Genomic DNA, 22,162 nt, shown 5'->3' on the forward strand with positions numbered 1-22,162 from the left:
TCGTTCTCGTAATTCGCAGCGACGAGAACGGCAGAAAGATATATATGCTGGTGTGGCATACCATGTCACGCATGTCCAGTAGTGCACCCAGCTCGGACGACGACGTGTTCGACGAGTTCCTGTCCGACCACGGCCACGAGACAGAGATCGTACGCTGGGAGCGATCCTATAACAAGCTCCAATGTCCCGAGTGCGGTGCGCTCCACGAGGAAGGATCCGCGCGGTGTTCCGTCTGCGACTGGCGGCCGAACTGACGCGCGGGGCGACGCCGGGTTCCGCGAATTTTCTTTCCGTCATACTCCCCGGTAGTATTATGTGGAATTACTCGATAGGGACTACCATGCCGACCTGTCAGAACTGCGGTTCGTTCGTCACGACAGATTACGTTCGGGTGTTCACGCCGAACGAGGTCGATCGGCCCCGCGTCTGTCCGGCCTGCGAGGACATGGTCCGCGACGGCGCCGACGTCCGCGAAGCGCGCGCGACGCGGAGCAGCTGACGAGCCGACCGAGAGATGAAACGCCGGGCCGACGGGGGCCGAACCGGGACTCGGGCGGTCCAAGCGCCGCGGACCGGTGCCCGGAGTCGACGATCGTCGAGCCACGGCGTTTAAGGAGAGCCGGAATCTGGGGATAATAATGACTGATACCACGGTGACTCGGCTGTTCGGGGGGCCCGGGAGCGGGAAGACGACCGCGCTCCTGGACCGCGTCGAGGAGATCCTCGAAGACGAGGACGCCGAGGTTCGCGACGTGCTCGTCGTCTCGTACACGCGCGCGGCCGCGGCGGAGATCCGCGAGCGGCTCGCCGAGCGGCTCGACATCTCGCCGCGCAGCCTCCAGGGGAACGTGAGCACGATGCACGCGAAGGCGTACGAGCTGCTCGACCTCTCTCGGGGCGACGTGGTCGGCGACGACGACAAGGAGGCGTTCTGCGAGGAGTACGGCATCGAGTTCGAGGACCAGCACGGCGGCGCCGGCCGCCGGACCGCGCGCTCGACGACCATCGGCAACAAGATCATCGCCACCTCGCAGTGGCTCCAGCGCACCGAGCGCGACGTTGCCGACTGGTACGACGTCCCGTTCCAGTGGAACGTCGAGGAGGTCCGCCTCCCGCCCGAGGAGGACCCCAACGCCCAGCAGGGGAACAAGTACACCCCGACGTGGCCCTCCGACGACGACCGGATCGACATCCCCGAGACGATCCGCGCGTGGCGGGCGTACAAGGGCGACAACGACCTCGTCGGCTTCGCGGACATGCTCGAACGCGTCGCGCAGCGCTCGCTCGTCCCCAGCGTCGACTACCTGATCATCGACGAGTTCCAGGACATCACGACGCTCCAGTACAACGTCTTCGAGGAGTGGCGCCCGCACATGGAGAAGGTGCTCATCGCCGGCGACGACGACCAGGTCGTCTACGCGTGGCAGGGCGCCGACCCCGACCTCCTCCTCGACACCGACGTCGACGAGGACGTGGTCCTCCCGAACTCCTACCGGCTCCCCTCGGAGATCCTCAACGTCGTCAACGCCGAGATCCGGCACATCGACAAGCGCCAGGAGAAGGACCTCCACCCGCGCACGGAGGGCGGCACCGTCGAGGCGATCGAGTCGCCCTCGATGATCGAGCTCGTCCGGAACGTCCGCTACACCGTCGAGGACGACGAGGGCGACATTATGTGCCTGTTCCGGGCGCGCTACCAGATGTTCGACTTCATCGACGAGTTCATCGACCACGGCATCCCGTTCACGATGCTCACCGACGGGCGGATGTGGACCGACCGGGTCCAAGACTACGTGAGCGCCATCGAGAAGGCCGAGGCCGACGAGCCCGTCACCGGCCTGGAGGCGCGCCGGCTGGCCGACATGCTCCAGGAGTCGGCGTTCGGCACCCACGACCGCGAGGAGTTCTACGACTACCTCGACGACCGCGAGGAGGCGGCCGACACCGACGACGTCGCCGACATCGACGTCGCGGCCGACACGCTGAGCGAGTACATCCCCTTCATGCCGGACACCGCCAGCGCGGACGACATGGTCCGGAAGGTGACGAGCTTCCAGCGCAAGTCGATGGGCGCGTACTTCGAGGGGGAGTATCAGGGCGCCGACCCGACCCGCGTCCGCGTCGGCACCATCCACTCCGCGAAGGGCCGCGAGGCCGACCACGTGTTCGTGGCGACGGACCTCACGGAGAAGGTGGTCGAGCAGATGGCGGCCTCCATCGACGACCCGACCGACGTCGACGGCGTCGAGGAGTTCACGAAGGCGACGAGCCCCGTCCCGGTGCTCACCGACAACGAGCGCCGCGTCTTCTACGTCGGGATGTCCCGCGCCCGCGAGCGGCTCGTGATCATGGAGAGCCTCATCAGCGGCGCGCCGACGCTCCCGATCAGCGTCCTCCTGTTCAACGAGCTCCGCGACGAGCCGGCCCAGGAGCTCGTCGAGGAGGTCCAAGCGGAGCTGGCCGTGCCCGAACCGGAGCCGTGAGCGGAGACGACGCGACGCCGGAAGCCGCCGAGGAGGGCCGCCGCCCCCTCCGGACCGACCTCCGTCCGATCGTCGAGGCGGTCCGCGAGGCGGACGCGGCCGCGTTCGTCGCCGTCGGCGATCGCTTCGACGACGACCTGCGCTACCTCACGCGCTTTTCCGGACCCGACCGCCCGTACGCGCTGGTCGTCGTTCCCGACGAGCCCGTCGGGCGCGCCGTCCTCTGCGCCCCGGCGCTGTTCCGCGAGCAGGCGGAGCGGGAGTTCGTCGCGCCCGCTCGCGACGCGGCCGCAGATCCGACGGAGGACGCCGACACTGGATTCCACGACGGGGTCGCTCGCGAGGTCCGGACCGAGAGCGTCGGCGACCACGCCGGCGAGCGCGCGGCCGCGGTCGTGGACGACCTCGTCGACGGCGCGAGCGCCGCGGCCGAGGGCGACGGTCCGACCGTCCTCGCGCCCGCTTCAATTCCTCACGACGCCGCGGTGTACCTCGAACGAGCGGGCAACGACCTGGCGTCGACGGACGCGGTCACCGACGCTCGGACGCGCAAGACGCCGGCGGAGGTCGACCGGCTCCGACGTGTCCAGCGCGCCGCGGTCGCCGGGATGGCCCGCGCCGAGGCAGTCCTCGCCGAGAGCGCGGTCGTCGGAGCGGGGGAAGACGAGCGCGAAGCGGACGAGCGCTCCGGCGACGACCGCCGCCCCCCACTCCGCTGGGCGGACGAGCCCCTCACGACCGAGCGGCTCCGCCGCGAGGTGAATCAGGTCCTCGCCGCTCGCGGGGTCCGCGACGCCGGCAACACGGTTATCGGCGCCGGCCCCTCCGCGGCCGACCTCCACTACGTCGGCGACGACCCGATCCGGCCCGGCGAGACGGTGCTGCTGGACATCTCACCGCGCGGCCCGGACGGGTACTACGGCGACGTGACGCGGACGTTCGTCGTCGACGGCGACGGCGGCTGGGAGCGCCGCGCGTACGTCGCGGTCGAGGCCGCCCGCGAGGCCGCGCTCGACGAGATCGAACCGGGCGTCCCGGCGAAGACGGTCCACGGCGAGGCGGCCGCGGAGCTGGCCGCGTACGGCTTCGACCCGAACGCGGGCGAGGGTGAGGCCGGCTTCACCCACGGCACCGGCCACGGCGTCGGGGTGAGCCTCCACGAGGGGCCGTCGCTGTCGGGCGCGGGCGAGCTCCGACCGGGCCACGTGGTGACCGTCGAGCCCGGCGTCTACGACCCCGAAATCGGCGGCGTCAGGCTGGAGGACCTAATCGTCGTCACCGACGAGGGGTACGAGATACTGGCGGAGTACCCGTTCGGTATCGTGCCGGAGAAGCGGCCGGACGCGCGCTGAGGAGCCGACCTACCGGCTCCCGGCGTCGCTCCCGTCGACCGCGGCGTCCGCCGACTCGGACGCCTCGGTCTCGTCCTCCGAACCGGCGTCGGCCGAGCCGCCCCTGAGCTGGCTGGGCAACAGTCCCGAGAGGAGCCTGCGGGCGATCCGAGCCGGGTCGAGGAAGTACTGCGGGAGGACGACCATCGCGACGGCGACGACCAGCAGCCCGGCGCCGAGCGCGACCTCGCCGGCGACCAGCCGGATGACGGCGTAGTTCGCGAGCGGCAGCGCGAAGACGAGCGAGGCCGCCAGCCCGATCATGTCCAGCAGTCCGAGTCGCATTGCGGTTCCGTTGATCCCCGGGGGGCAAAAGGAACGCGGCGCGCGACGGGACGGGCGTTCCGACCGGGTCGACCCAGAACCGATAACCGTCGCCCGCCCCCAGTTCCGGTATGTTCACCGGCATCGTCGAGGGCACCGGCGCGGTCCGCGATCGGACCGAGACGGACGACGGACTCCGGCTTCGGATCGGCGTCGACGGGTTCGACGACCTCCACCACGGGCAGTCGATCAGCGTGAGCGGCGTCTGCCTGACCGTCGAGGAGTACGGAGAGTCGAGCGACGCGGGCGACGACGACAGCGACGGCGGCGACTGGTTCGAGGTGTTCCTCGCGAGCGAGACGGTCGCGAAGACGTACCTCGGTGGGGTCCGCGAGGGCGACGCGGTCAACGTCGAGCGCGCGATGCCAGCCGACGGCCGGTTCGACGGCCACGTCGTCCAGGGCCACGTCGACACCGTCGCGGAGGTGACCGGTATCGAGCGCGTCGGCGAGGACTGGCGGTTCACCTTCGAGATCCCCGAGGGCCACGGCGACTACCTCGTCGACAAGGGCTCCGTGACGCTCGACGGGATCTCGCTGACGGTCGCCGAGAAGCGCGACGGGGAGTTCGACGTCGCGATCATCCCGACCACCTACGACCTCACCACGCTCTCGGAGAAGTCGGTCGGCGACCCGGTCCACCTGGAGGTCGACGTGATCGCGAAGTACGTCGAGAACATGCTGGACGGATACGTCTGAGAAGAGATACGGCAAGACGGTAGTCCGAACTCCCGAGCAGTTGGATCGTGTAGCTCCGGAGACGAGACTGCGGTGGACTCTGCCAACGTCCCAGCCGCTTGTTTATAACCTGGTGTCGGCGCCGAATCGATCTCCAAAGCCCCAGCCGTGAGGACTCGCGCGGCTCGTTGCGGTCCTCGCTCAGTCGCTACCGCTCCTTCGCTGCGGTCCGTACGTCGCCGTGCTTCGTCCTCGCGGCTGCCCCTTTGAGTCCCACCCACAACCGCACGGCAACCGCACCTCACGCCTCCCAGTCTCGCCGGCCGGTCTCCGCTTCGCTCCGACCGGCCGACTCCCTCGCGCGTGCTCTTCGCGCCCGATGGGCGCTCGGAGGCACGCGCCGACCGTATTGGTGGCTCGCTCAGTCCAGCAGATCCACTGCCTTCCCCGTAGAGAGCATCCGCGAGCGAAACGAGCGGTTCCCGGAGCGAACGAAGTGAGCGGGGGAACCCGACGACAAAAAGGTGGTCAGTCGTCGTGCGCGTCCTTCGCGCCCTTCACCGTCTCGCGGACGGCGTCGACGCCCTCGTCGTGGAGCAGGTCGCCGACGACGATCACGTCGCTGTGGGCGGCCATCTCGTTGGCCGACTCGTAGTCGTGGATGCCGCCGCCGTAGAAGAGGGTCGCGTCGTCCAAGGCGTCGTGGGCGGCCGCGACCTTCTCCGTGTCGCCGAAGGTGCCCGAGTACTCGACGTAGACGATCTCCTGGCCGAACATGCGCTCCGCGATCTTCGCGTACGCCCCCACGTCGTCCGCGGCGAGGTCGCAGTCGGCCTCCGTCAGCTGAGCGACCGACGCCTCGGGGTTCAGCACGATGTACGCCTCGGTGTGGGTCCGGCTCCAGTCGAGGTCGTCGATGCGGACCCACTCCTTGTGCGCGCCCGTGATCCAGAAGGGGCCGCCCGCGTTGAACACGGTGGGGATCAGGTAGCCGTCGAGCGCCGGGGAGTCGATCACGACCCCGGGGTTCGACGGTTCCTGGTACAGCGGCACGTCGTACTCCGCGGCCGCGTCGACGACGCGCGTCATCTTCTCCGCGGTGACGTCGAGGGTGCCGCCGATCTCGATCGCGTCCGTCCCGGTCCGGCAGACGTCCTCGAAGGTCTCGCCCGGCCGGAGGTCCTTGTCGGGGTCGACCTTCAGCACGTGGTCCCAGTCGTCCCACGGGTTGGTCATCGGGCGAGACTCCACCGGGCGAGAACAAAAAGGTGCGGAACCTGTCCCGTCGGCCGGGCGCGTCGCCCGGTTCCGGACGGCGGAGCGCGCTCAGAGCAGGTCGTCGATCTCGTCGTTCTCGAACGCGGCCGCCGGGTCGGGCTTCTCCTCGCGCTCGTCGCGGACCGCCTGCCTGGCGCGCTCCAAGAACGCCTCGACGCGCTGTGAGCGCTCGACGCCCGCGAGGAGGACCAAGGCGGCGATCCGGTCGGAGTCGAGCGGGAAGTCGCCGCCGCGGACCTGCATCGAGCCTGTCTCCTCTTGGAGCCACTTCCGGGCCTTCTCCGCGCCCTTCCGCGAGATCCGGTCCGGGTCGCCGGCGACCGCGACGAGGGCGGCGTCGGCGTCGGTGGCGCTCGGCAGCGAGAGGCCCGTCATCACCGCGCTGCGGACCGCGCTCGTCACCGTGGTGACGTTCTCCTGCGGGTCCTCGGCCGCGGGCGCGGAGGCGAACCCGACCGCGGCCATCCCGCCCGCGCGGAGCGTGTTGATCACCTCGCTCGTGTCGACGACGGACTCGCCGACGCCCTCGACCGCCTCGCCGGCGGCCAAGATGAGGCCGATCCGCTTCGCCATCGAGGCGTTGATCGCCTCGTAGCCGCCCTCCATGGATTCCCCCGAAGAGCGCCACGCGTCGTTGTCCAGCAGGATCGTCGCGTCCGCCTCGCGGACCAGGGTCTTCAGCGACCGCCCGGCGTTCACCTGGTACATCGTGCCCTCGTCGCGACCCGGTAAGATTCCGATCGCGTAGACGGGCACGTCGTACACCCGGTTCAGCTCGCGGACGAGGACCGGCGCGCCGCCGGAGCCAGTTCCGCCGCCGAGGCCCGCGACGACGAACACGGCCTCGGCCTCCGCGGTGACCTTCGGCGCGAGCGCGTCGAGCACCTCGACCGCGTCCTCGTCCATCACTTCCGCGCCCAGTTCGTTGTCGCCGCCGACGCCGTGGCCGTTAACGCGCGACTGCCCGACGAGGACCGTTTCGAGCGGGAGCGGGTCGAGGTCGGCCGCGGCCGTGTTGACGGCGAGCGCGTCGAGGACCGCGCCGTAGCCGGCGTCGGCGTCGAACTCCGCGATGGCGGTCGTCAGCTTGCCGCCCGCCTGTCCGACGCCGAGGAGGACTGCTTTCATGCGAGGACGTATCACTCCCCGCGACAATACCCTTTCCCCGAGGTTTAAGAGTGGAGCCGCGGGCAACGGCGCGCATGAGCGACAACACGCGGGGTGCGGAGCCGCCGAGCGTGGAGCCGCCGAACCCGGAGCCGCCGAGCGCGGGAACGGAGGCGACGCGGACGGCGGCGGCAAACGAGGCGACGACCGGAGCGAACGAGGCGACGACCGACACGAGCGAAGCGGACGACCGGATCGAGGCCCGCCTCAGCGCCGTCGAGCGCGCGGTGACCGGGAGCGACGCGCGCCCGGCGGACGCCGCCGCGGGGGCGGAGGCGACCGCCGAGCGCGAGCGGCTCGAATCGCGGCTCGACGACCTCGAGGAGCGCGTCGCGGAGCTCGAGGCAGCGACGCAGGCGATCCGCGGCTACGCGGGGGCGGTCAGGGCCGTCAACCGCGAGGTCGAGCGACGGGCCGATCTGGCGCTCGCGCGGGCGACGGAGGCCGGACGGGAGAGCGGGCGAGACCGCGGCGGCAACGGGGCCGGCCGGGGCGCCAGCGACGGGGCCGGTCGAGCCGCCAGCGGCGAGACCGAGCGAGACGGCGGGAGCGGCGCGCCAGATCGAGGCGCGAGGGACCGGGATGGCCCCGACGATGCGGTTCCGTCGGAGAGCGCCCTCGACGCCGCCCTGCCGGACGATCGGCCGACGTCCGGACAGCGTACCGGCGACAGCGAGAGCGCCGAGGAGGGCGGAGGCGGCGACGACGGCGCGTGGGCGACGGACGCGCTGGACCGGCTCCGGGAGTCACTGTGAGCGCGCCGTGATCCGCGTGGTCCTCACCGTCCTCGTGGCGGTCGCGCTGCTGGCGGCGTCGATGCCCGCGGTCGAGACGGCCCGGACCGCGACGACGGGTGAGCGGATCGGCGCGGAGGCGGACCGACTGGAGCGGGCGATCGGCGGCGTCGTCGCCGGGTCGACCCCGGTGAGCGACCCCGCGATGGCGGCGCAGACGACGGTGCTCCTCCGGGTTCCGACCGGGTTCGCCGCGGCGGACGTCGATCGCGTCGCGCTCGTCGAGTCGCCGGACCGACCGGGCGGCCTCGCGCTCGCGTATCGGATCGACGATCGGCCGGAGCGCACGCTCCGCGTCGGCACCGGGCCCGCGGAGACGGCCGTCGACCTCGCCGGCGGAGCGATCGAACTCCGGCCGGGCGGAACGAACCGGATCCGGGTCCGGTACGTCGACGACGGGGGTCCGACGGTCCGGATCCGTCGCGTCGGATAGATCCGATCGACCGGGTTCAAGCGGGCGGACGTTCGAGCGATCATTTATATACCGAACCGCGGCCACGCCCGCCATGAACCTCGGTCTCAGCGAGCGGATCGCCGGCGACGACGGCGAGACGCCGCTCCGACGGCTCCCGTGGGTCGACGTCGACGCCGGCGGGTGTCGATGCGAACCGACGTTCCGCGAGCCCGTGGGGACGGGCGTCGAGGACCGGGTCGTCCTCGACGTCGACGCCGACGGCTGCCCCGGACGCGGCGACCTCGCCGCGAGCCCGGACTGCCTCGCGACCGTTATCACGACGCTCACCGACCGGGACGCGGACGTGATCAGGACTCGACACCGCGGGCGAGAGCGCTCCTACGCCGACCGCGCAGCCGAGATTCTCATCGCCGCGGGACGGTTCCGCGAGCGGATCGAGTTCCACGAGGAGCGGCTCGCCGAGCGAGTCGCCCGCGACCCGCTCGGCGCGGCGGCGGAAGCGGCCGGACGCGCGGGTCCCGCGAAGCGGATCGCAAGCGAGACGGGACTGCTGTCGGCCGCCGAGGAGCTCGTCGGAGACGCGGACGAAGCGGAGAGCGATCGCGACCTGAACGAGCGCCTGCGGGCGCACGTCGGGCCGACGGCCGCCACCGCGCGCGTCGCGGCCGCTCCCCCGCCGGGCGCGACGCTGGTCGACCGCTGGACGGTCTCGACCGGGGCGACGGTCCGGCTCTACGAGGGCGACGGCTCCCTCAGGACGTACCACCTCACGCCGCCGAGCGCCGACCTAGGCGCCGAGAGCGTGGCGACGCTGGCCGCCGCGCGCGACCGGCTGCTCGACGACCCCCGCGGCGGCGACAGGGCGCCCGGGCGTGCGGTGCGGGCCGTGGCGGACGACGACGACCCGGTCGCGGACCTGACCGAGGTCCTGCGGCGACACACCCACGGCTACGGCGCGTTCGAACACGTCTTCGCGGACGACCGGGTGAGCGACGCGACGGTGACGGCGCCGGTCGCGGAGAACCCGCTCCGCGTGGTCCTCGACGGCGAGCGGTGCCGGACGAACGTGCGGCTCCCGCCGGAGGGCGCCGCCACGCTCGCGTCGCGGCTTCGGCGAGAGAGCGGACGGGCGTTCTCGCGGGCGACGCCGACGCTGGACGCGACGATCGAATCCGAGACCGGTCGCGTCAGGGTCGCCGCCGCCACGGCGCCGGCGAGCGACGGCCTCTCGTTCACGTTCCGGCGCGGCGATCCGGAGGCGTGGACGCTCGCTCGACTTGTGTCCGTCGACACCCTCACGCCCGCGGCGGCGGGGCTGTTGTCGGTCGCCGTCGAGCGCGGCGTGACCGGACTGGTCGCGGGCGGCCGGGCGGCCGGCAAGACGACCGCGCTCGGGGCGCTGCTGTGGGAACTGCCCGCCGAAACCCGGGCGATCGTCATCGAGGACACGCCGGAGCTCCCGGTGGACGCGCTCGCCGACGCCGGGCGGGACGCCCAGCGACTCCGCGTCGGAGACGGCGCCGAACTCGCGCCCGCGGACGCCGTGCGGACCGCGCTCCGCATGGGCGGCGGCGCCATAAGCGTCGGCGAGGTGCGCGGCGAGGAGGCGCGGGCGCTGTACGAGGCGATGCGCGTCGGGGCCGCCGGCGAGACGGTTCTCGGAACGATCCACGGCGAGGACCCGGCGGCCGTCGAGGAGCGCGTCGTCACCGATCTCGGGGTCGCCCGCTCGTCGTTCGCCGCGACCGACCTGATCGCGGTCCTCGACGACCACCGCGTCGAGTCGATCGTCGAGGTCGTCGACCAGGGCGACGGGGTGAGCTTCGATCCGCTCTTCGAGCGGACCGAGCAGGGACTCGTCGCGACGGGCCGGATCGACCGCGGCGAGAGCCGACTGATCGAGGACCTCGCGGGATCGAGCGAATCGTACGCGGCGGTTCGAGCGGCCGTCGACCGGCGGAGCGACCGAGTCCGGGACGCGGTTCGAACGGGACGGATCGCGCCGACGCGGTACGCCGGAGGCGACCGATGACGGGGCACCGGTCGACAGCGTCCGACGGGACCCTCCGATCCGCCGGGGACGACGACTCGGCCGCTTCGGAGGAGCTGCGCCGGGCGGTCGCGTTCCTCGGATGGGACGCCTCCGCCGAGCGGATCGTGACCGTGGGGTATCGGGTCGGCGCCGTCGCGGGCGCGGTCGTCACCGCCGTCGCGGCGCTCCTCGCCGGCGCGGTCGCCGCCGCACCGGCGGGGCTGGCCGCCTTCGTCGGCGGGGTTCACGCCGTCCACCGGGCGCCGGTGTGGCTCGCGTCGCTTCGGCGGACGCGGGCGCTCGGCGCGGCGCCGGGGCTCGTCGGGCGGCTCGTGTTGCGGATGCGGCTCGACCCCTCGACCGAGCGGGCGGTTCGGTTCGCCGGGCGGACGGGGGACGGGCCGCTGGCCGCGGCGCTCGCCCGCCACGAGCGTGGGTGCGCGGACGGCCCGACGAGCGGACTTCGGGCCTTCGCCCGCGAGTGGCGCCCCTGGTTCCCGGCGATCGACCGCGCCGCGGCGCTCGTCCGGACGGCGGCGACCGCGCCGCCGGAACGCCGCGGCCGGTGTCTGGACCGCGCACTCGACGCGACGCTCTCGGGGACGACCGACCGACTCGCGTCGTTCGTCGGCGCGGTCCGCGGGCCGGTCTCCGCGCTGTACGCGTTCGGCGTGCTGCTCCCGCTGGCGCTCATCGCGCTGCTTCCCGCGGGCGCCGCCGCCGGCGTCGCGATCGGCCCCGGCCTCGTCGCCGGCCTGTACCTCGTCGCGCTTCCCGCCGGACTGCTGGCCGCCTCGGCGTGGCTGCTCTTTCGCCGCCCAGTCGCGTTCCCGCCGCCGGAAATCAACGGTGACCACCCGGACGTGCCGGAGCGACGCGGCCACGCCCTCCTCGTCGGGTGCGCACTCGGGGCGGCGGCGGCCGTCGTCGCCGCGCGGGCCGTCGCGCCGTGGGCGTGGCCGGTCGCGGGGGTCGGCGTCGGCGTCGGGAGCGCGCTGTTCGTCGTCGCGAGACCCCGTCGGGCCGTGTTGTCGGACGTGCGCGACGTCGAGCGAGGGCTCCCGGACGCGATGACCGTGATCGGCGGCGACGTGGCGGAGGGCGTCGCGGTCGAGACCGCGGTCGCGAACGCCGGCGAGCGGCTGGACGGCGCGACCGGCGAGCTGTTCGAGCGCGCCGGACGGCGGAGCGACACGCTGCGGGTCGGCGTCCGCGAGGCGTTCCTCGGACAGGGCGGGCCGGCGGCCGCCGTCCCGTCGCCCCGGCTCCGGGGCGCGATCGCGCTCCTCGCCGTCGCCGCGCGCGAAGGGCGGCCGGCCGGCGACGTCCTGCTGGAGCTCGCGGACCAACTGGAGTCCCTGCGCGATCTCGAACGCGACGCGCGCCGCCAACTGGCGACCGTCACGGGGACGCTCTCGAACACCGCCGCGGTGTTCGCGCCGCTCGTCGGCGGGGCGACCGTCGCGCTCGCGACGGGGATCGACGCGGTCGACGTCGGCAGTCTCGGCACCGGGGCGGCCGCGGGGGCCGACGCGCTCGGCGGCGGCGGGCTGAGCGCCGGAGGCGGAGCGACCGCCGGCGCCGGCGGTGCGGCCGGCGGGAGCGGCGCGGCGGAGGCGAGCGGCGGTGCGGGGACCCTCTCGGTGCCGGTCCTCGGACGGATCGTCGGGACGTACGTGCTGCTGCTCGCCGCGCTCCTCACCGGGCTTGCGACCGGCCTGGAGCGGGGGTTCGACCGGACGTTGGTGGCGTACCGGATCGGCATCGCGCTGCCGACGGCCACCGCGACGTTCCTCGTCGCGTTCGCCGGCGCCGGACTCCTGTTTTGAGTCGGCCGGCGGGTGAACGAGGTCGCGTTCGGACCCGACCTCCGCGCCGATCATTTATATACCAAGCCGCGGCCAGCCGCGCCATGTTCGAGACGCACCTCGACGCCACGTACGCGTGGCTCGGTCTGGCCGTCGTGAGCGTCGCGGCCGTCGGCGTGGCCGCATCGTTTCCGGCCTCGCCGCCGCCGGACGCCGACGGCGTGGCGCACACGATCGACTCGGTCGCGGACGGGGAGTACCCGGCGACAGCCGAACACGGGATCGCCGCGGAGCGGCTCCGGCTCGCGGAGGGCTCCGTCTCGCTCGGCGACGATCGGACGACGGCGCGGGCGACGCTCGACGCCCCGCGGATCACGCCGGTGATCCGGCCGGCGGCGGGGGTGAGTCCGGCGGCGACGACGGACGCGCGGCTTCGGCGCGTCCTCGCCGGCGCTCCCCCGGACGCCGCGTTCGACGATCCGGCGGCGCTCGCGGCGGCGGCCGAGCGCGCGCGAGCGGCGGACGCGACGTGGACGCCCGCACCGGAGCGGATCACGGTTCGACGGGTCCACTACGGCGACGTCCGCGTCACGCTCGTGGGGTGATCGCACGTGGTACGTGACTCCGCAAGGCGGGACGAGTCGAATGCGACGGGGGCGTCGAAGCGACCGACTGCGACGTTCTCGACCGCCGACCGTGCCGCCGTCGAACCGACCGCCGCGCTCGTCGCAGTGGTGGTCGTCGGACTCGCGTTGGGGCTGTACGCCGGCGCGTTCGGGGACGCTGCCCCCGACGACGACCGATCGGCCGCGAGGGCGGCGCTCGACCGCGTCGAGGAGACGCTCACCGTCGGCGGCGTCGTCGATCCGAACCGGATGCGGCGGGTCGAGGCGCCGGGGACCGCGACCGCGATCGAACTGGAAGCGGACGGCGAGCGGTGGCTGGCCGCGTCGGGCCCGGACGCACCGGGACCGCCGGAGGTCCGGTCGCCGGACGCCGTCGCGGTCGCGGAGCGGCGGGTGACGGTCCGCGTCGCGCCCGGCCGTAACGTGCGCGGGACCCTCCGGGCGGTGGTGTGGCGGTGACCAGCACCGTCCTCGACGTGACCGTGCTGCTGCTGTGCGTCTCCGCGAGCGTCGTCGCGCTCGGCGCGAGCGACGTCGGCGGTCCCGACGGCCCGACCGCGACCGACGCCGCGGACCGGCTCGTCACCGAGACCGCGACCGTGTCGTACCCCGACGAGGGCGCGCCGAACGGCACTCGGCGCGCCCACGCGACCCGCGCGGAGCTGCTCGCGCTCGTCGCCGTCCGTGACGCGGACGGGGCGTTCGACCGCGGGGCCGTCGAGGCGGTCCGCGCGGGAGTCGGTCCGCGGACGCGGGTCGACGTAACGGTCCGACGCGGCGGCGAGAGCGACGCGGACGACACCGTCGCCGCCACGGGAGGCGGCGGATCGCATGGGGCGCCCGGCGCTCCGAGGACCCGGGGCGGAGCGGCGGCGTCTCCGCACTCGATCGCCGGTGAGGCGGTCCCGGTAGGAGGGGTCGACGGCCGCGGCGGGCGGGACCGAGCGGACGACACGAGCGATGCCGGAGTGGCAGTCGCCGTCGGCCCCGAACCGCCGCGAAACGCCGACATCGGCGTCGCGGTGGTCCGACAGCCGGTTCCGGACCGGTTCGACGGCGCAAGGGGCGAGCGCCGCTCGTCGGGCGGCGTCGTTCGGATCGTCGTCCGGAGGTGGTGATCGTGGGAGAACGAGGCCGCGGTCGGGCCGCGGACGGGGGTCGCTCGCGGACGTTCACCGTCGACGAGCGGGCGCGAGTCCCCTTCGCGCTCGTCGGCGTGCTGTTGCTCGTGACGAGCTCGGCGTACGCCGCGGGGCTGGCCGAGCAGGGACTGGTCGGGGAGGACCGCCGCGTCGAACGCGCGGTCGAGCGGGTCGAGGCCGACGCCACCGCCGCGCTCAGGAGCGCGGCCCGAGAGGCCGCTCACGACGCGGCCGCGGAGCCGGTGACGCGCGGGCCAGAAGGAACGAAACCGGGGGCCGAAGCGGTCCGCGAGGGGTCCGCCTTCGAGGACGCGTTCCGGGTCCGGCTCGCTATCGCCGGGGCGGAGGCGCTGCGCGCGGTCGAGAGCGACGTCGGCGGCGTGACGGCGAACGCCTCGCTCCCGGCGGTCGACTCGGCCGACGACCTCGTCGCGGCGCGCGAGCGGGTCGGCGTCGAACCGGCCGCGAACGGGACCGCGACGCGGGTCACCTTCGAGGGCGTCGCGACGACCGCGACGCGGGACGGCCGGACCGTCGTGAACCGCACGCGGTCGCGGACGGTCACGGTCGCCGTGCCGACCCTGGCCGCTCACGAGCGAACCGAACGGTTCGAGCGCCGACTCAACCGCGGCCCCGTCGAGGGGCCCGGACTCGGCAGACAGGTCACCGCCAGCCTCTACGCGATGGCGTGGGCCCGGGGGTACGGCCAGTACGCCGGCGCCCCGGTCGAGAACGTCGTCGCGAACCGCCACGTCGAGCTGTCGACGAACGCCGGGATCGTCCGCGTCCAGCGGGACGTGTTCGGGACCAGCGACCCCGACGCGCGCGGCGGCGTCGCCCGCGCGGCCGCCCGGACCGGCGTGACCGATCTGCTGTCGCCGACCGGCGTCCACGAGGCCTCGTGGACGGACGCCGTCCTCGGAGCGCCGACGCCGACGGGGGCGGGGGACAGCGAGGGGGGAACCTCGGCCTCGATCGGGGACGCGACGGCGAGCGAGGACGCGGCCTTCGACCCGGGTTCGGACGCGACGAGCGAGACCGCGTCGGTCGAGGTCGGGCACGCGGCCGACCGGGCCGCAACGCGCGTCCACGACGACCTCGAATCGATCGTTCGGGCGAGCCACCGGGTCGAGGCGACCGCGGAGACGGAGACGACCCGGGTGACCGACGGCGGCCCCGTGACGCCGGACCGCCCCCGATCGCTGCTCGACGAACCGTGGAAACGGGTCGACGCGTCGCGGACGGAGCGCGTCCGCGTGGTCGGCGGGAGCGACCTCCGAACCGGGACCGACGGCGCGACGGTGTCGGCCGGCGAGTCGGTGTCTTTCGGCGGCGCGACGCGGGAGGTCCTCGTCAAGCGCGAGGCGACCGCGACGTGGGAGCGGCGAGTCGTCGAGCGGGGGCCGAACGGGACGGTACAGAACGTGCGCGTCGACCGCTCCGTGACGAGCGACGAGGCGACGGACCGATACCGCGTCCGCGTGTCAGTGACCGGGACGTACGCGCCCCGCGACGGCGCGCCCGACAGGCCGACGGCGACGTTCGGCGCCGCCGAGGGCGGCGACGTCGACGGGCCGGACCTCGCGGACACGCCTGCGGCCGCGAGGGCGGCCCTGAACGTCCAAACCGACGGCGACGTCGACCGACTGGCGCGCGACGCCGTCGAAGGGGGCGACGAGACGCGGTCGACGGTCGTGTACGGCGATCGGTCGGACGCGGACGTAGACCGGATCGCGAGGGACGTTTCGTCGCTGTCGGAGCGCGTCCGCGAGATCGAGACCGAGGCGTCGATGGCGGACACCGCGGCCGGGAAGTCGACCCCGTACCGGGACCTCGCCGCGACCGTGCGCGACCGCCGGGACGCGCTCCGCGACGCCCCGCCGAGGTACGATGGCGCGGTCGACCGGGGGCGCGTCGCCGCTCGCGTCGCGTATCTCGACGCCGTAATCGCGGAGCTCGAATCGGCGTCCGAAGACAGGGAGGCCGCGACGGAGGGGGTTCTCGGACGCGTGAACGACGCGTTCGGAGGGCCGCCAGTCGGCGAGGTGATCGCCAGCCGCGAGGCCGCCCGCGACCCGGGGACTTACAGCGTCGGCGACGAGGGGCCGGGCGGCGCCGTCACGTTCGCCCCGGAGGGGTCACCCGGGTACCTCCCGCGGACGGCGGTCGACGGCGAGCGCGTCGAGGGCGTCGACGGCACGACGACGCGACCGCTCGCGACCCGGAACGTGAACTACGTCACCCTCCCGTACAGCGACGTCTCTGGCGGAATCGCCGACCGAATCCTCGGCACCGACGACACGGTCCGTCTCGGCGTCGCCGGGCGGTCGCTCCTCGCGGCCGACGAGGCGCTCGCGGCGGGTGGCGGCGACGACCTGCGCGCCGACCGACGCGCGCTCGCCGGCCGGGTCGACGCCTCGCTGCGACGCGTCGACGACGCGCTGGCTGACCGGCTCGCGGCGCGGACCGACCTCTCGCGCGAAGAGCGGAACGCGGTGTTGGAGAACACTGCGGCCGAGTACGACTCGCTCGGCGAGCGGGCCGTCGCGGTCGGCGACGGCGGGTATCCGGATCGCGTCGCGAGCGAGGCGGCGCGGGTCGGCTCCCTTTCGTCGGCCGAGCGGCTCGGGCTCGCCGCGCACCTCCGCGTCGAGGCGCGCGAGGAGGCGGGGCGGAACGCGGTCCGCGTTCCGGCCCGGTTCGTCGACGAGACGACGGCCGCGTCCCGTGCGATTCGCCGGAAGAAGGTCGAGTCGAAGATCGAATCCCGCGCCCAGAAGGCGGTCGCGTCGGTCCCGGACGAGCGGGTCCCGAAGCCAGTTCGGACCGTGGGGGCGGGACTTCCGGTCGCGCCCGTCCCCGGCTACTGGGTGGCGACGGTCAACGCGTGGAACGTCGAGGTGCGCGGCGAGTACCCCCGGTTCGCCCTCCGCGCGAACGTCGGGACGCCAGACCGCCCGTTCGAGTACGTCCGAGAACCCGGCGCGGTCAGCGTCGAGGTGGACGGCGAGTCGGTCGCGCTCGGGAGGACCGAGCCGGTCGCGTTCGAGACGCGGACGGTCGTCGTCGTCGCCGTCCCCGCCGGGCCGCCGGGCGTCGGCGACGTCGACGGAACGCGCGAGGAGACGTCCGCCGGCTGGCCGTGTCCGGGTCCCCTGAGCGCGACTCCGGGGGAGGGCGACGACTGTACGGGGGCGTGAGGAACCCGTCGATCGAAGCGTCGAACGGTCGGAAGGCCGCCGACCGCAGGCGTTTTGAGACGCGGCGATCGAGTGACGGTATGTTCCACGAGGTCGTCGACGGTCGCGGCGATGGACCCCACGTCGACGCCGATGAGCCGACGGCGCCGGAGTTGCTCGCCGCCTTCGAAGCGATGGTGTCGGATGCGGCGGCGAGCGTCGATGCCGACCCGCTCGTCGACGAGGTCGGACTGAGCGAGGCGGACGCGAACGCCGTCCGCGACGGGGACGTCACGGCGCTCTCGCTCGCGGACGGAGCGGCCGTCCTCGCGGCGGCGAACCCGGACCGCGACGCCGACGCGATGGTGGCGGAGGTGCGCGATCACCTGCTGATGGGGATGGCGACCGCCGTCCTCGACGTCGACGCGATCGCCGCGAAGATCGACGCCGACCTCACCGGTCAGGAGGTCCAGCAGGCACTGGAAGGACGGACCGCGATGACGCTCGGACAGCTCGCCGAGATCCTCGCGGTCATCGAGCGCCGGAAGCCATGAGGGTCGTCGTCGTCGGCTGCGGCTACGTGGGGCTGGCGCTGGCACGCCAACTCGACGCCCGCGGCCACGCGGTGACTGGCGTCCGGCGGTCGGACGCCGGGCTCGACGCGGTCGACGCCGTCGCCCCCGACGTCGAGGCCGTCCGCGCGGACGCGACCGACCCGGCGTCGCTCTCGGCGCTGCCGGACGCCGACGCGGTCGTCTTCGCGGCCAGTTCCGGCGGCCGCGGCGCCGACGCGGCGCGGGAGGTGTACGTCGACGGGCTGGCGAACGTCGTCGACGAGTACGGGTCGCGCCCCTCGCCGCCGGACCGGCTGGTGTACACCTCCTCGACCGGCGTGTACGGCGACCACGACGGCGGCTGGGTGGACGAGGAGACGCCGGTCGAGCCGACCACCGAGAAGACCCGCGTCCTCGCCGAGGCCGAGCGGATCGCGACCGAGCGCGCGGGCGACGCCGGGGTGGACGGGACCGTCGTCCGGTTCGCGGGGTTGTACGGCCCCGACCGATACCGACTGGAGCGGTACGTGGAGGGACCGGTGACGGCCGGCTACCTGAACATGGTCCACCGCGCGGACGCCGCGGGGTCGATCCGACACCTCTTGGAGACGGACCGCGCACGGGACCGCGTCGTCCTCGTCGTCGACGACGAACCGGTCGACAAACACGCGTTCGCCGACTGGCTCGCCGACGCCTGCGGCGTCCCGCGGCCGGAGAAGCTGTCGAAAGAGGAGCGGATCGCGGCCGGCGACCTCTCCGCGGCCGCCGAGCGCCGGATTCGAACGAGCAAGCGGTGTTCGAACGCGCTGCTCCGCGAACTCGGCTACGAGCTCGTCCACCCGACGTTCCGGTCGGGGTACCGCGACGCCGTGCGTGCGTACCGAGCGCGGACCGAGTAGCACGCCTCGACCGGACGGCCGGTCAGTTCGGTGGGTAGTTGCCCGAATGCGGCCGTTTTCCGTCGATTTCACTCCGTCAGAACGGTAACGAACCTTCATGTGTCGGGAGCGATTCGGCACAACCCATGCGAGCGATGAGCGCTGTCGGCGACCGGTTCTCGCAGGCGGAGGCCATGGCCCGAGAGAATCCCGAGCTCGCCGTCGCCGTGGCGCTCGTCGTCCTGATCGCCGTCGCGGCCGGAGTGGTGGTGCTGCGGTCCCGACGGACGCCGGGGGTGCGGTTCCGCCGACTGCTGGCCGACGAAGACGAGATAACGGTGTTGATGCACCCGAACCCGGACCCGGACGCGATGTCGGCCGCGGTCGGGGTCGCCTCGCTCGCCGCCCAGGTGGACGTCGACGCGACCGTCCAGTACCCCGGCCAGATCCGTCACCAGGAGAACCGGGCGTTCCGGACCGTTCTCGACCTCGAACTGGAGCCGATCGAACACGTGAGCGACCTCGCGGCGGAGTCGGTGGTCCTGGTCGACCACAACGAGCCGCGGGGGTTCGCCGGCGCCGACGGCGTGTTGCCGACGGCGGTCGTCGACCACCACCCGGGAGACGGCGCCGGCGAGTCGTTCACCGACGTGCGGACCGACTACGGCGCGACCGCGTCGGTCGTCGCCGAGTACTTCCAAGACAACGACGCCGTCCCCGTGCCCCCCGACAAGCACGCGAGCGAGACGGCGAGTGCCCTGACGCTGTCGACTGACACGGCGACCGGGCTGCTGTACGGGATCTTGGCCGACACGAAGCACCTCACCGTCGGCGCCAGCGAGCCCGACTTCGCGGCGGCCGCCTACCTCTACCCCGGCGTCGACCAGGACCGGCTCGACCGCATCGCGAACCCCGCGGTCGACGCGGAGGTGCTGGAGGTGAAGGCGCGGGCGATCGCGGGACGCCGCATCGAGGGGTCGTTCGGGGTCGCCGACGTCGGCGGCGTGAACAACGTCGACGCGATCCCGCAGGCGGCGGACGAGCTGATCCAGCTCGAGGGGGTCAGCGCCGTCGTGGTGATCGGCGAGCGGGACGGGACCGTCCACCTCTCGGGGCGGTCGCGCGACGATCGGGTCCACATGGGCAACGCGATAGCGGCGGTGTTAGACGACGTCGACAACGGGAACGGCGGGGGCCATTCCCGGATGGGCGGCGGGACGATCCAACCGAGCGTCGACCCCACCGGGGAGGGAGAGCCCGAGACCGTCGACCGCGACGCCCTCGCAGACGGGCTGTTCCGGGCGATGGCGGGCGACGTGTGACCGGGGCCGACGCGGTGCGGCCGCGCGCGACAGGCGTTCGCGGTAACGCGAGCGCCCGGATTTAAGTTCCGAGCCGCGGTGCGTCCGACATGAACGTCGCTGACGCGCTCGACGACGGATGGCTCGCGCTCGCCGGCGTCGGCGCCGGCTACGCGCTCGCGGTCGGACTGGTGTTCCTGCTCGTGTTCGTGGTCCCGTACCTCGCGGTCGCGGCGCTGTGAGGACGGTCGCGGGAAAAAGCGAGTCGACGGCGGCTCCCGAATCGGGGCGCGGCCCGATTAGGCGAACGCCAGCGAGTCGTCGGCGCTCGTCTCCTCGTCTTTGCTGAGCTTCTCGTGGGCCTCGAGGAAGTCGTCGAGCGTGACCTCCGTGCGGTCGTCGCGGATGGCGAACATCCCGGCCTCGGTACACATCGCCTTGATGTCGGCGCCGGAGGCGTCCGGGGTCAGCTCGGCCAGCTCGGCGAAGTCGACGCCGTCGGCGAGGTTCATGTTGCGGGTGTGGATCTGGAAGATGATCTCGCGGCCCTCGGTCTCCGGCTTGGGAACCTCGATGAGGCGGTCGAAGCGACCGGGGCGGAGGATGGCGGGGTCGAGCATGTCGAAGCGGTTGGTCGCGGCGATGATGCGGACCTCGCCGCGCTCGTCGAAGCCGTCCATCTCGGAGAGCAGCTGCATCATCGTCCGCTGGACCTCGGCGTCGCCCGAGGTCTTCGAGTCCGTCCGCTTCGAGNGAAGCCGTCCATCTCGGAGAGCAGCTGCATCATCGTCCGCTGGACCTCGGCGTCGCCCGAGGTCTTCGAGTCCGTCCGCTTCGAGGCGATGGCGTCGATCTCGTCGATGAAGAGGACGGCGGGCTGGTTCTCGCGGGCGACCTCGAAGAGGTCCCGGACCAGCTTGGCACCCTCGCCGATGAACTTGTGGACGAGCTCGGAGCCGGCCATCTTGATGAACGTCGCGTCCGTCTCGTTGGCGACGGCCTTCGCGAGCATCGTCTTCCCGGTGCCCGGCGGGCCGTACAGCAGGACGCCGCTCGGGGGCGTGATGCCCACGTCCTCGAACATGTCGGGGTGTTCCAGCGGCATCTCGACGGTCTCCCGGACCTCCTGCATCTGGTCTTCGAGCCCGCCGATGTCGGCGTAGGTGACGTCCGGGGAGTGTTCGACCTGCATCACGCGGGCGCGGACGTCGGTCTCCTTCTCCAGCTTCTTGACCACGGACAGGGAGTTGTTGACCGCGACGCGGTCGTCGGGGTCGAGCTTCTCGCGCATCTCGTCGGTGATCTCCGTGAGCGCCTCCTGGTTGTTCCCGTGCTGTTTGATCACGGCGCCGTCGGGCGTGATCTCCTGCACCGTCGCCACGAACAGCGGGGACTGCTTCAGCTTCTTGTTCTCGTGGGTGAGCCGCTCGAGCTTCTGCTGGTACTTGTTGTTCTCCGCGTTGGCGTCGAGGAGCTTGTCGCGCATCTCCTCGTTTTGGGACTCGAGGACGTCGAGCCGCTCCTGAAGGGAGTCGATTTTCTCTTGTTTCGACGCCGCTCCCTCGTCGTAGGGCATATCGACGTCGTCGACCGTATCGCTCATTGTGTTTATTAAAGCGTCTCGCGGATAAGAGGCTTCGGGTGGGGGCACGATGGGGGCGTTCCGCCAGCGAGACGGCGAGCGACGGCGGTCTGCGCCCGCGACTATCGATACCGTTGACCGCCAAGATATAACTCAAAATAATTAAAATGGATAGTAAATATTATTAATCGGCATGACGACGATCGGACCACGCATGAGCACGACCGATGCCGTCACCGCCGACGACGGGACCGCGGACCGCTGGGCGGCCGTTCGCGACCTCCCCCCGAGCGCGAAGCTGGTCGCGAAGGTGCTGGATTACAACGACACGCTGACCCAGAGCGAACTGGCCGAGGAGACGCTGCTCCCGCCCCGGACCGTCCGCTACGCGCTGTCGCGGCTCGAAGAGGAGGGCGTCGTCGACTCGCGGTTCTCCTTCACGGACGCGCGAAAGCGCCTGTACTCGCTGGGCATCTGAGCGTCTGACTCCGGGCACCTGAGCGTCGGAGACGACCGTCCGCGACGATTTAT

The 22,162-nt window shown here is 72.7% G+C and carries 21 protein-coding genes and 1 pseudogene; 18 read left to right on the plus strand and 4 right to left on the minus strand.

Annotated features, from left to right (window positions below):
• The first annotated feature begins 71 nt into the window (after window positions 1–71).
• The 4 genes from C470_RS07700 to C470_RS07710 all read left to right on the plus strand — a co-directional run bounded on the left by C470_RS07700 (window position 72) and on the right by C470_RS07710 (window position 3,835).
• Complete coding sequence (locus C470_RS07700; RefSeq protein WP_017341975.1) at window positions 72–254, plus strand: HVO_0416 family zinc finger protein; 183 nt, start codon at window positions 72–74, stop codon at window positions 252–254.
• Between the two features lie 86 nt (window positions 255–340).
• Window positions 341–499 (plus strand): DUF7563 family protein, encoded by a 159-nt coding sequence (locus C470_RS16080; RefSeq protein ID WP_004598729.1) that lies wholly within the window; start codon window positions 341–343, stop codon window positions 497–499.
• Between the two features lie 139 nt (window positions 500–638).
• Entirely contained in the window at window positions 639–2,483 is a 1,845-nt protein-coding gene (locus tag C470_RS07705) for a UvrD-helicase domain-containing protein (RefSeq protein WP_004599867.1), read from the plus strand.
• On the plus strand, window positions 2,480–3,835 hold the full coding sequence (locus tag C470_RS07710) for a M24 family metallopeptidase (protein WP_008366440.1): 1,356 nt from the start codon (window positions 2,480–2,482) through the stop codon (window positions 3,833–3,835). Before C470_RS07705 ends, C470_RS07710 begins: the two co-directional genes overlap by 4 nt.
• 9 nt (window positions 3,836–3,844) lie before the next feature.
• On the opposite strand, the gene C470_RS07715 is transcribed toward C470_RS07710, so the two are convergent.
• Window positions 3,845–4,159, minus strand: a complete 315-nt coding sequence (locus C470_RS07715) for a DUF7533 family protein (protein ID WP_008366442.1) — start codon at window positions 4,157–4,159, stop codon at window positions 3,845–3,847.
• A gap of 110 nt (window positions 4,160–4,269) precedes the next feature.
• On the opposite strand from C470_RS07715, the gene C470_RS07720 reads away from it, so the two are divergent.
• Window positions 4,270–4,896 (plus strand): riboflavin synthase, encoded by a 627-nt coding sequence (locus C470_RS07720; RefSeq protein ID WP_008366445.1) that lies wholly within the window; start codon window positions 4,270–4,272, stop codon window positions 4,894–4,896.
• 507 nt (window positions 4,897–5,403) lie between these two features.
• Here the strand turns inward: C470_RS07720 and C470_RS07725 are convergent.
• Window positions 5,404–6,111: a phosphoglycerol geranylgeranyltransferase gene (locus C470_RS07725; RefSeq protein WP_004598724.1), complete on the minus strand. Its 708-nt coding sequence runs from the start codon at window positions 6,109–6,111 to the stop codon at window positions 5,404–5,406.
• A gap of 90 nt (window positions 6,112–6,201) precedes the next feature.
• On the minus strand, window positions 6,202–7,281 hold the full coding sequence (locus tag C470_RS07730; protein ID WP_007995196.1) for a tubulin/FtsZ family protein: 1,080 nt from the start codon (window positions 7,279–7,281) through the stop codon (window positions 6,202–6,204).
• 74 nt (window positions 7,282–7,355) lie between these two features.
• Here C470_RS07730 and C470_RS07735 point away from each other — a divergent pair, with 74 nt between their 5' ends.
• The 12 genes from C470_RS07735 to C470_RS16390 all read left to right on the plus strand — a co-directional run bounded on the left by C470_RS07735 (window position 7,356) and on the right by C470_RS16390 (window position 20,291).
• Window positions 7,356–8,075 carry a DUF7310 family coiled-coil domain-containing protein gene (locus tag C470_RS07735; RefSeq protein WP_008366448.1) on the plus strand — a complete coding sequence of 240 codons (720 nt, stop codon included), beginning with the start codon at window positions 7,356–7,358 and terminating at the stop codon, window positions 8,073–8,075.
• A gap of 7 nt (window positions 8,076–8,082) precedes the next feature.
• Window positions 8,083–8,547 (plus strand): DUF7311 family protein, encoded by a 465-nt coding sequence (locus C470_RS07740; protein ID WP_008366449.1) that lies wholly within the window; start codon window positions 8,083–8,085, stop codon window positions 8,545–8,547.
• A 73-nt stretch (window positions 8,548–8,620) separates the two neighbouring features.
• Window positions 8,621–10,561, plus strand: a complete 1,941-nt coding sequence (locus tag C470_RS07745) for an ATPase, T2SS/T4P/T4SS family (RefSeq protein ID WP_008366450.1) — start codon at window positions 8,621–8,623, stop codon at window positions 10,559–10,561.
• Complete coding sequence (locus tag C470_RS07750) at window positions 10,558–12,390, plus strand: hypothetical protein (protein WP_008366451.1); 1,833 nt, start codon at window positions 10,558–10,560, stop codon at window positions 12,388–12,390. Before C470_RS07745 ends, C470_RS07750 begins: the two co-directional genes overlap by 4 nt.
• An 83-nt stretch (window positions 12,391–12,473) precedes the next feature.
• Entirely contained in the window at window positions 12,474–12,974 is a 501-nt protein-coding gene (locus C470_RS07755; RefSeq protein WP_007345819.1) for a DUF7283 family protein, read from the plus strand.
• A gap of 6 nt (window positions 12,975–12,980) precedes the next feature.
• Window positions 12,981–13,454, plus strand: coding sequence for a DUF7285 family protein (locus tag C470_RS07760; RefSeq protein WP_008366452.1), 474 nt, complete (start codon window positions 12,981–12,983; stop codon window positions 13,452–13,454).
• A complete protein-coding gene (locus C470_RS07765; protein WP_008366453.1) occupies window positions 13,445–14,113 on the plus strand; it encodes a DUF7284 family protein in 669 nt (222 codons plus the stop codon). The genes C470_RS07760 and C470_RS07765 overlap by 10 nt, the downstream gene beginning before the upstream one ends.
• On the plus strand, window positions 14,107–17,337 hold the full coding sequence (locus C470_RS07770) for a DUF7286 family protein (protein ID WP_008366454.1): 3,231 nt from the start codon (window positions 14,107–14,109) through the stop codon (window positions 17,335–17,337). Before C470_RS07765 ends, C470_RS07770 begins: the two co-directional genes overlap by 7 nt.
• Window positions 17,338–17,417: 80 nt before the next feature.
• Window positions 17,418–17,870, plus strand: coding sequence for a DUF5791 family protein (locus C470_RS07775; RefSeq protein ID WP_008366455.1), 453 nt, complete (start codon window positions 17,418–17,420; stop codon window positions 17,868–17,870).
• A complete protein-coding gene (locus C470_RS07780) occupies window positions 17,867–18,769 on the plus strand; it encodes an NAD-dependent epimerase/dehydratase family protein (RefSeq protein WP_008366456.1) in 903 nt (300 codons plus the stop codon). The genes C470_RS07775 and C470_RS07780 overlap by 4 nt, the downstream gene beginning before the upstream one ends.
• Before the next feature lie 125 nt (window positions 18,770–18,894).
• Entirely contained in the window at window positions 18,895–20,070 is a 1,176-nt protein-coding gene (locus C470_RS07785; protein WP_004598712.1) for a DHH family phosphoesterase, read from the plus strand.
• 89 nt (window positions 20,071–20,159) lie between these two features.
• Window positions 20,160–20,291, plus strand: a complete 132-nt coding sequence (locus C470_RS16390) for a hypothetical protein (protein WP_007345815.1) — start codon at window positions 20,160–20,162, stop codon at window positions 20,289–20,291.
• 57 nt (window positions 20,292–20,348) lie between these two features.
• On the opposite strand, the pseudogene C470_RS07790 reads toward C470_RS16390, so the two are convergent.
• Window positions 20,349–21,652: pseudogene (locus C470_RS07790) on the minus strand (proteasome-activating nucleotidase).
• A gap of 193 nt (window positions 21,653–21,845) precedes the next feature.
• Between C470_RS07790 and C470_RS07795 the strand changes: the two are divergent.
• Window positions 21,846–22,109 carry a helix-turn-helix domain-containing protein gene (locus tag C470_RS07795; RefSeq protein WP_004598708.1) on the plus strand — a complete coding sequence of 88 codons (264 nt, stop codon included), beginning with the start codon at window positions 21,846–21,848 and terminating at the stop codon, window positions 22,107–22,109.
• Window positions 22,110–22,162: the final 53 nt, after the last annotated feature.

The sequence above is a fragment of the Halorubrum distributum JCM 13561 genome (genome assembly GCF_000337395.1).
Taxonomy (GTDB): domain Archaea; phylum Halobacteriota; class Halobacteria; order Halobacteriales; family Haloferacaceae; genus Halorubrum; species Halorubrum distributum.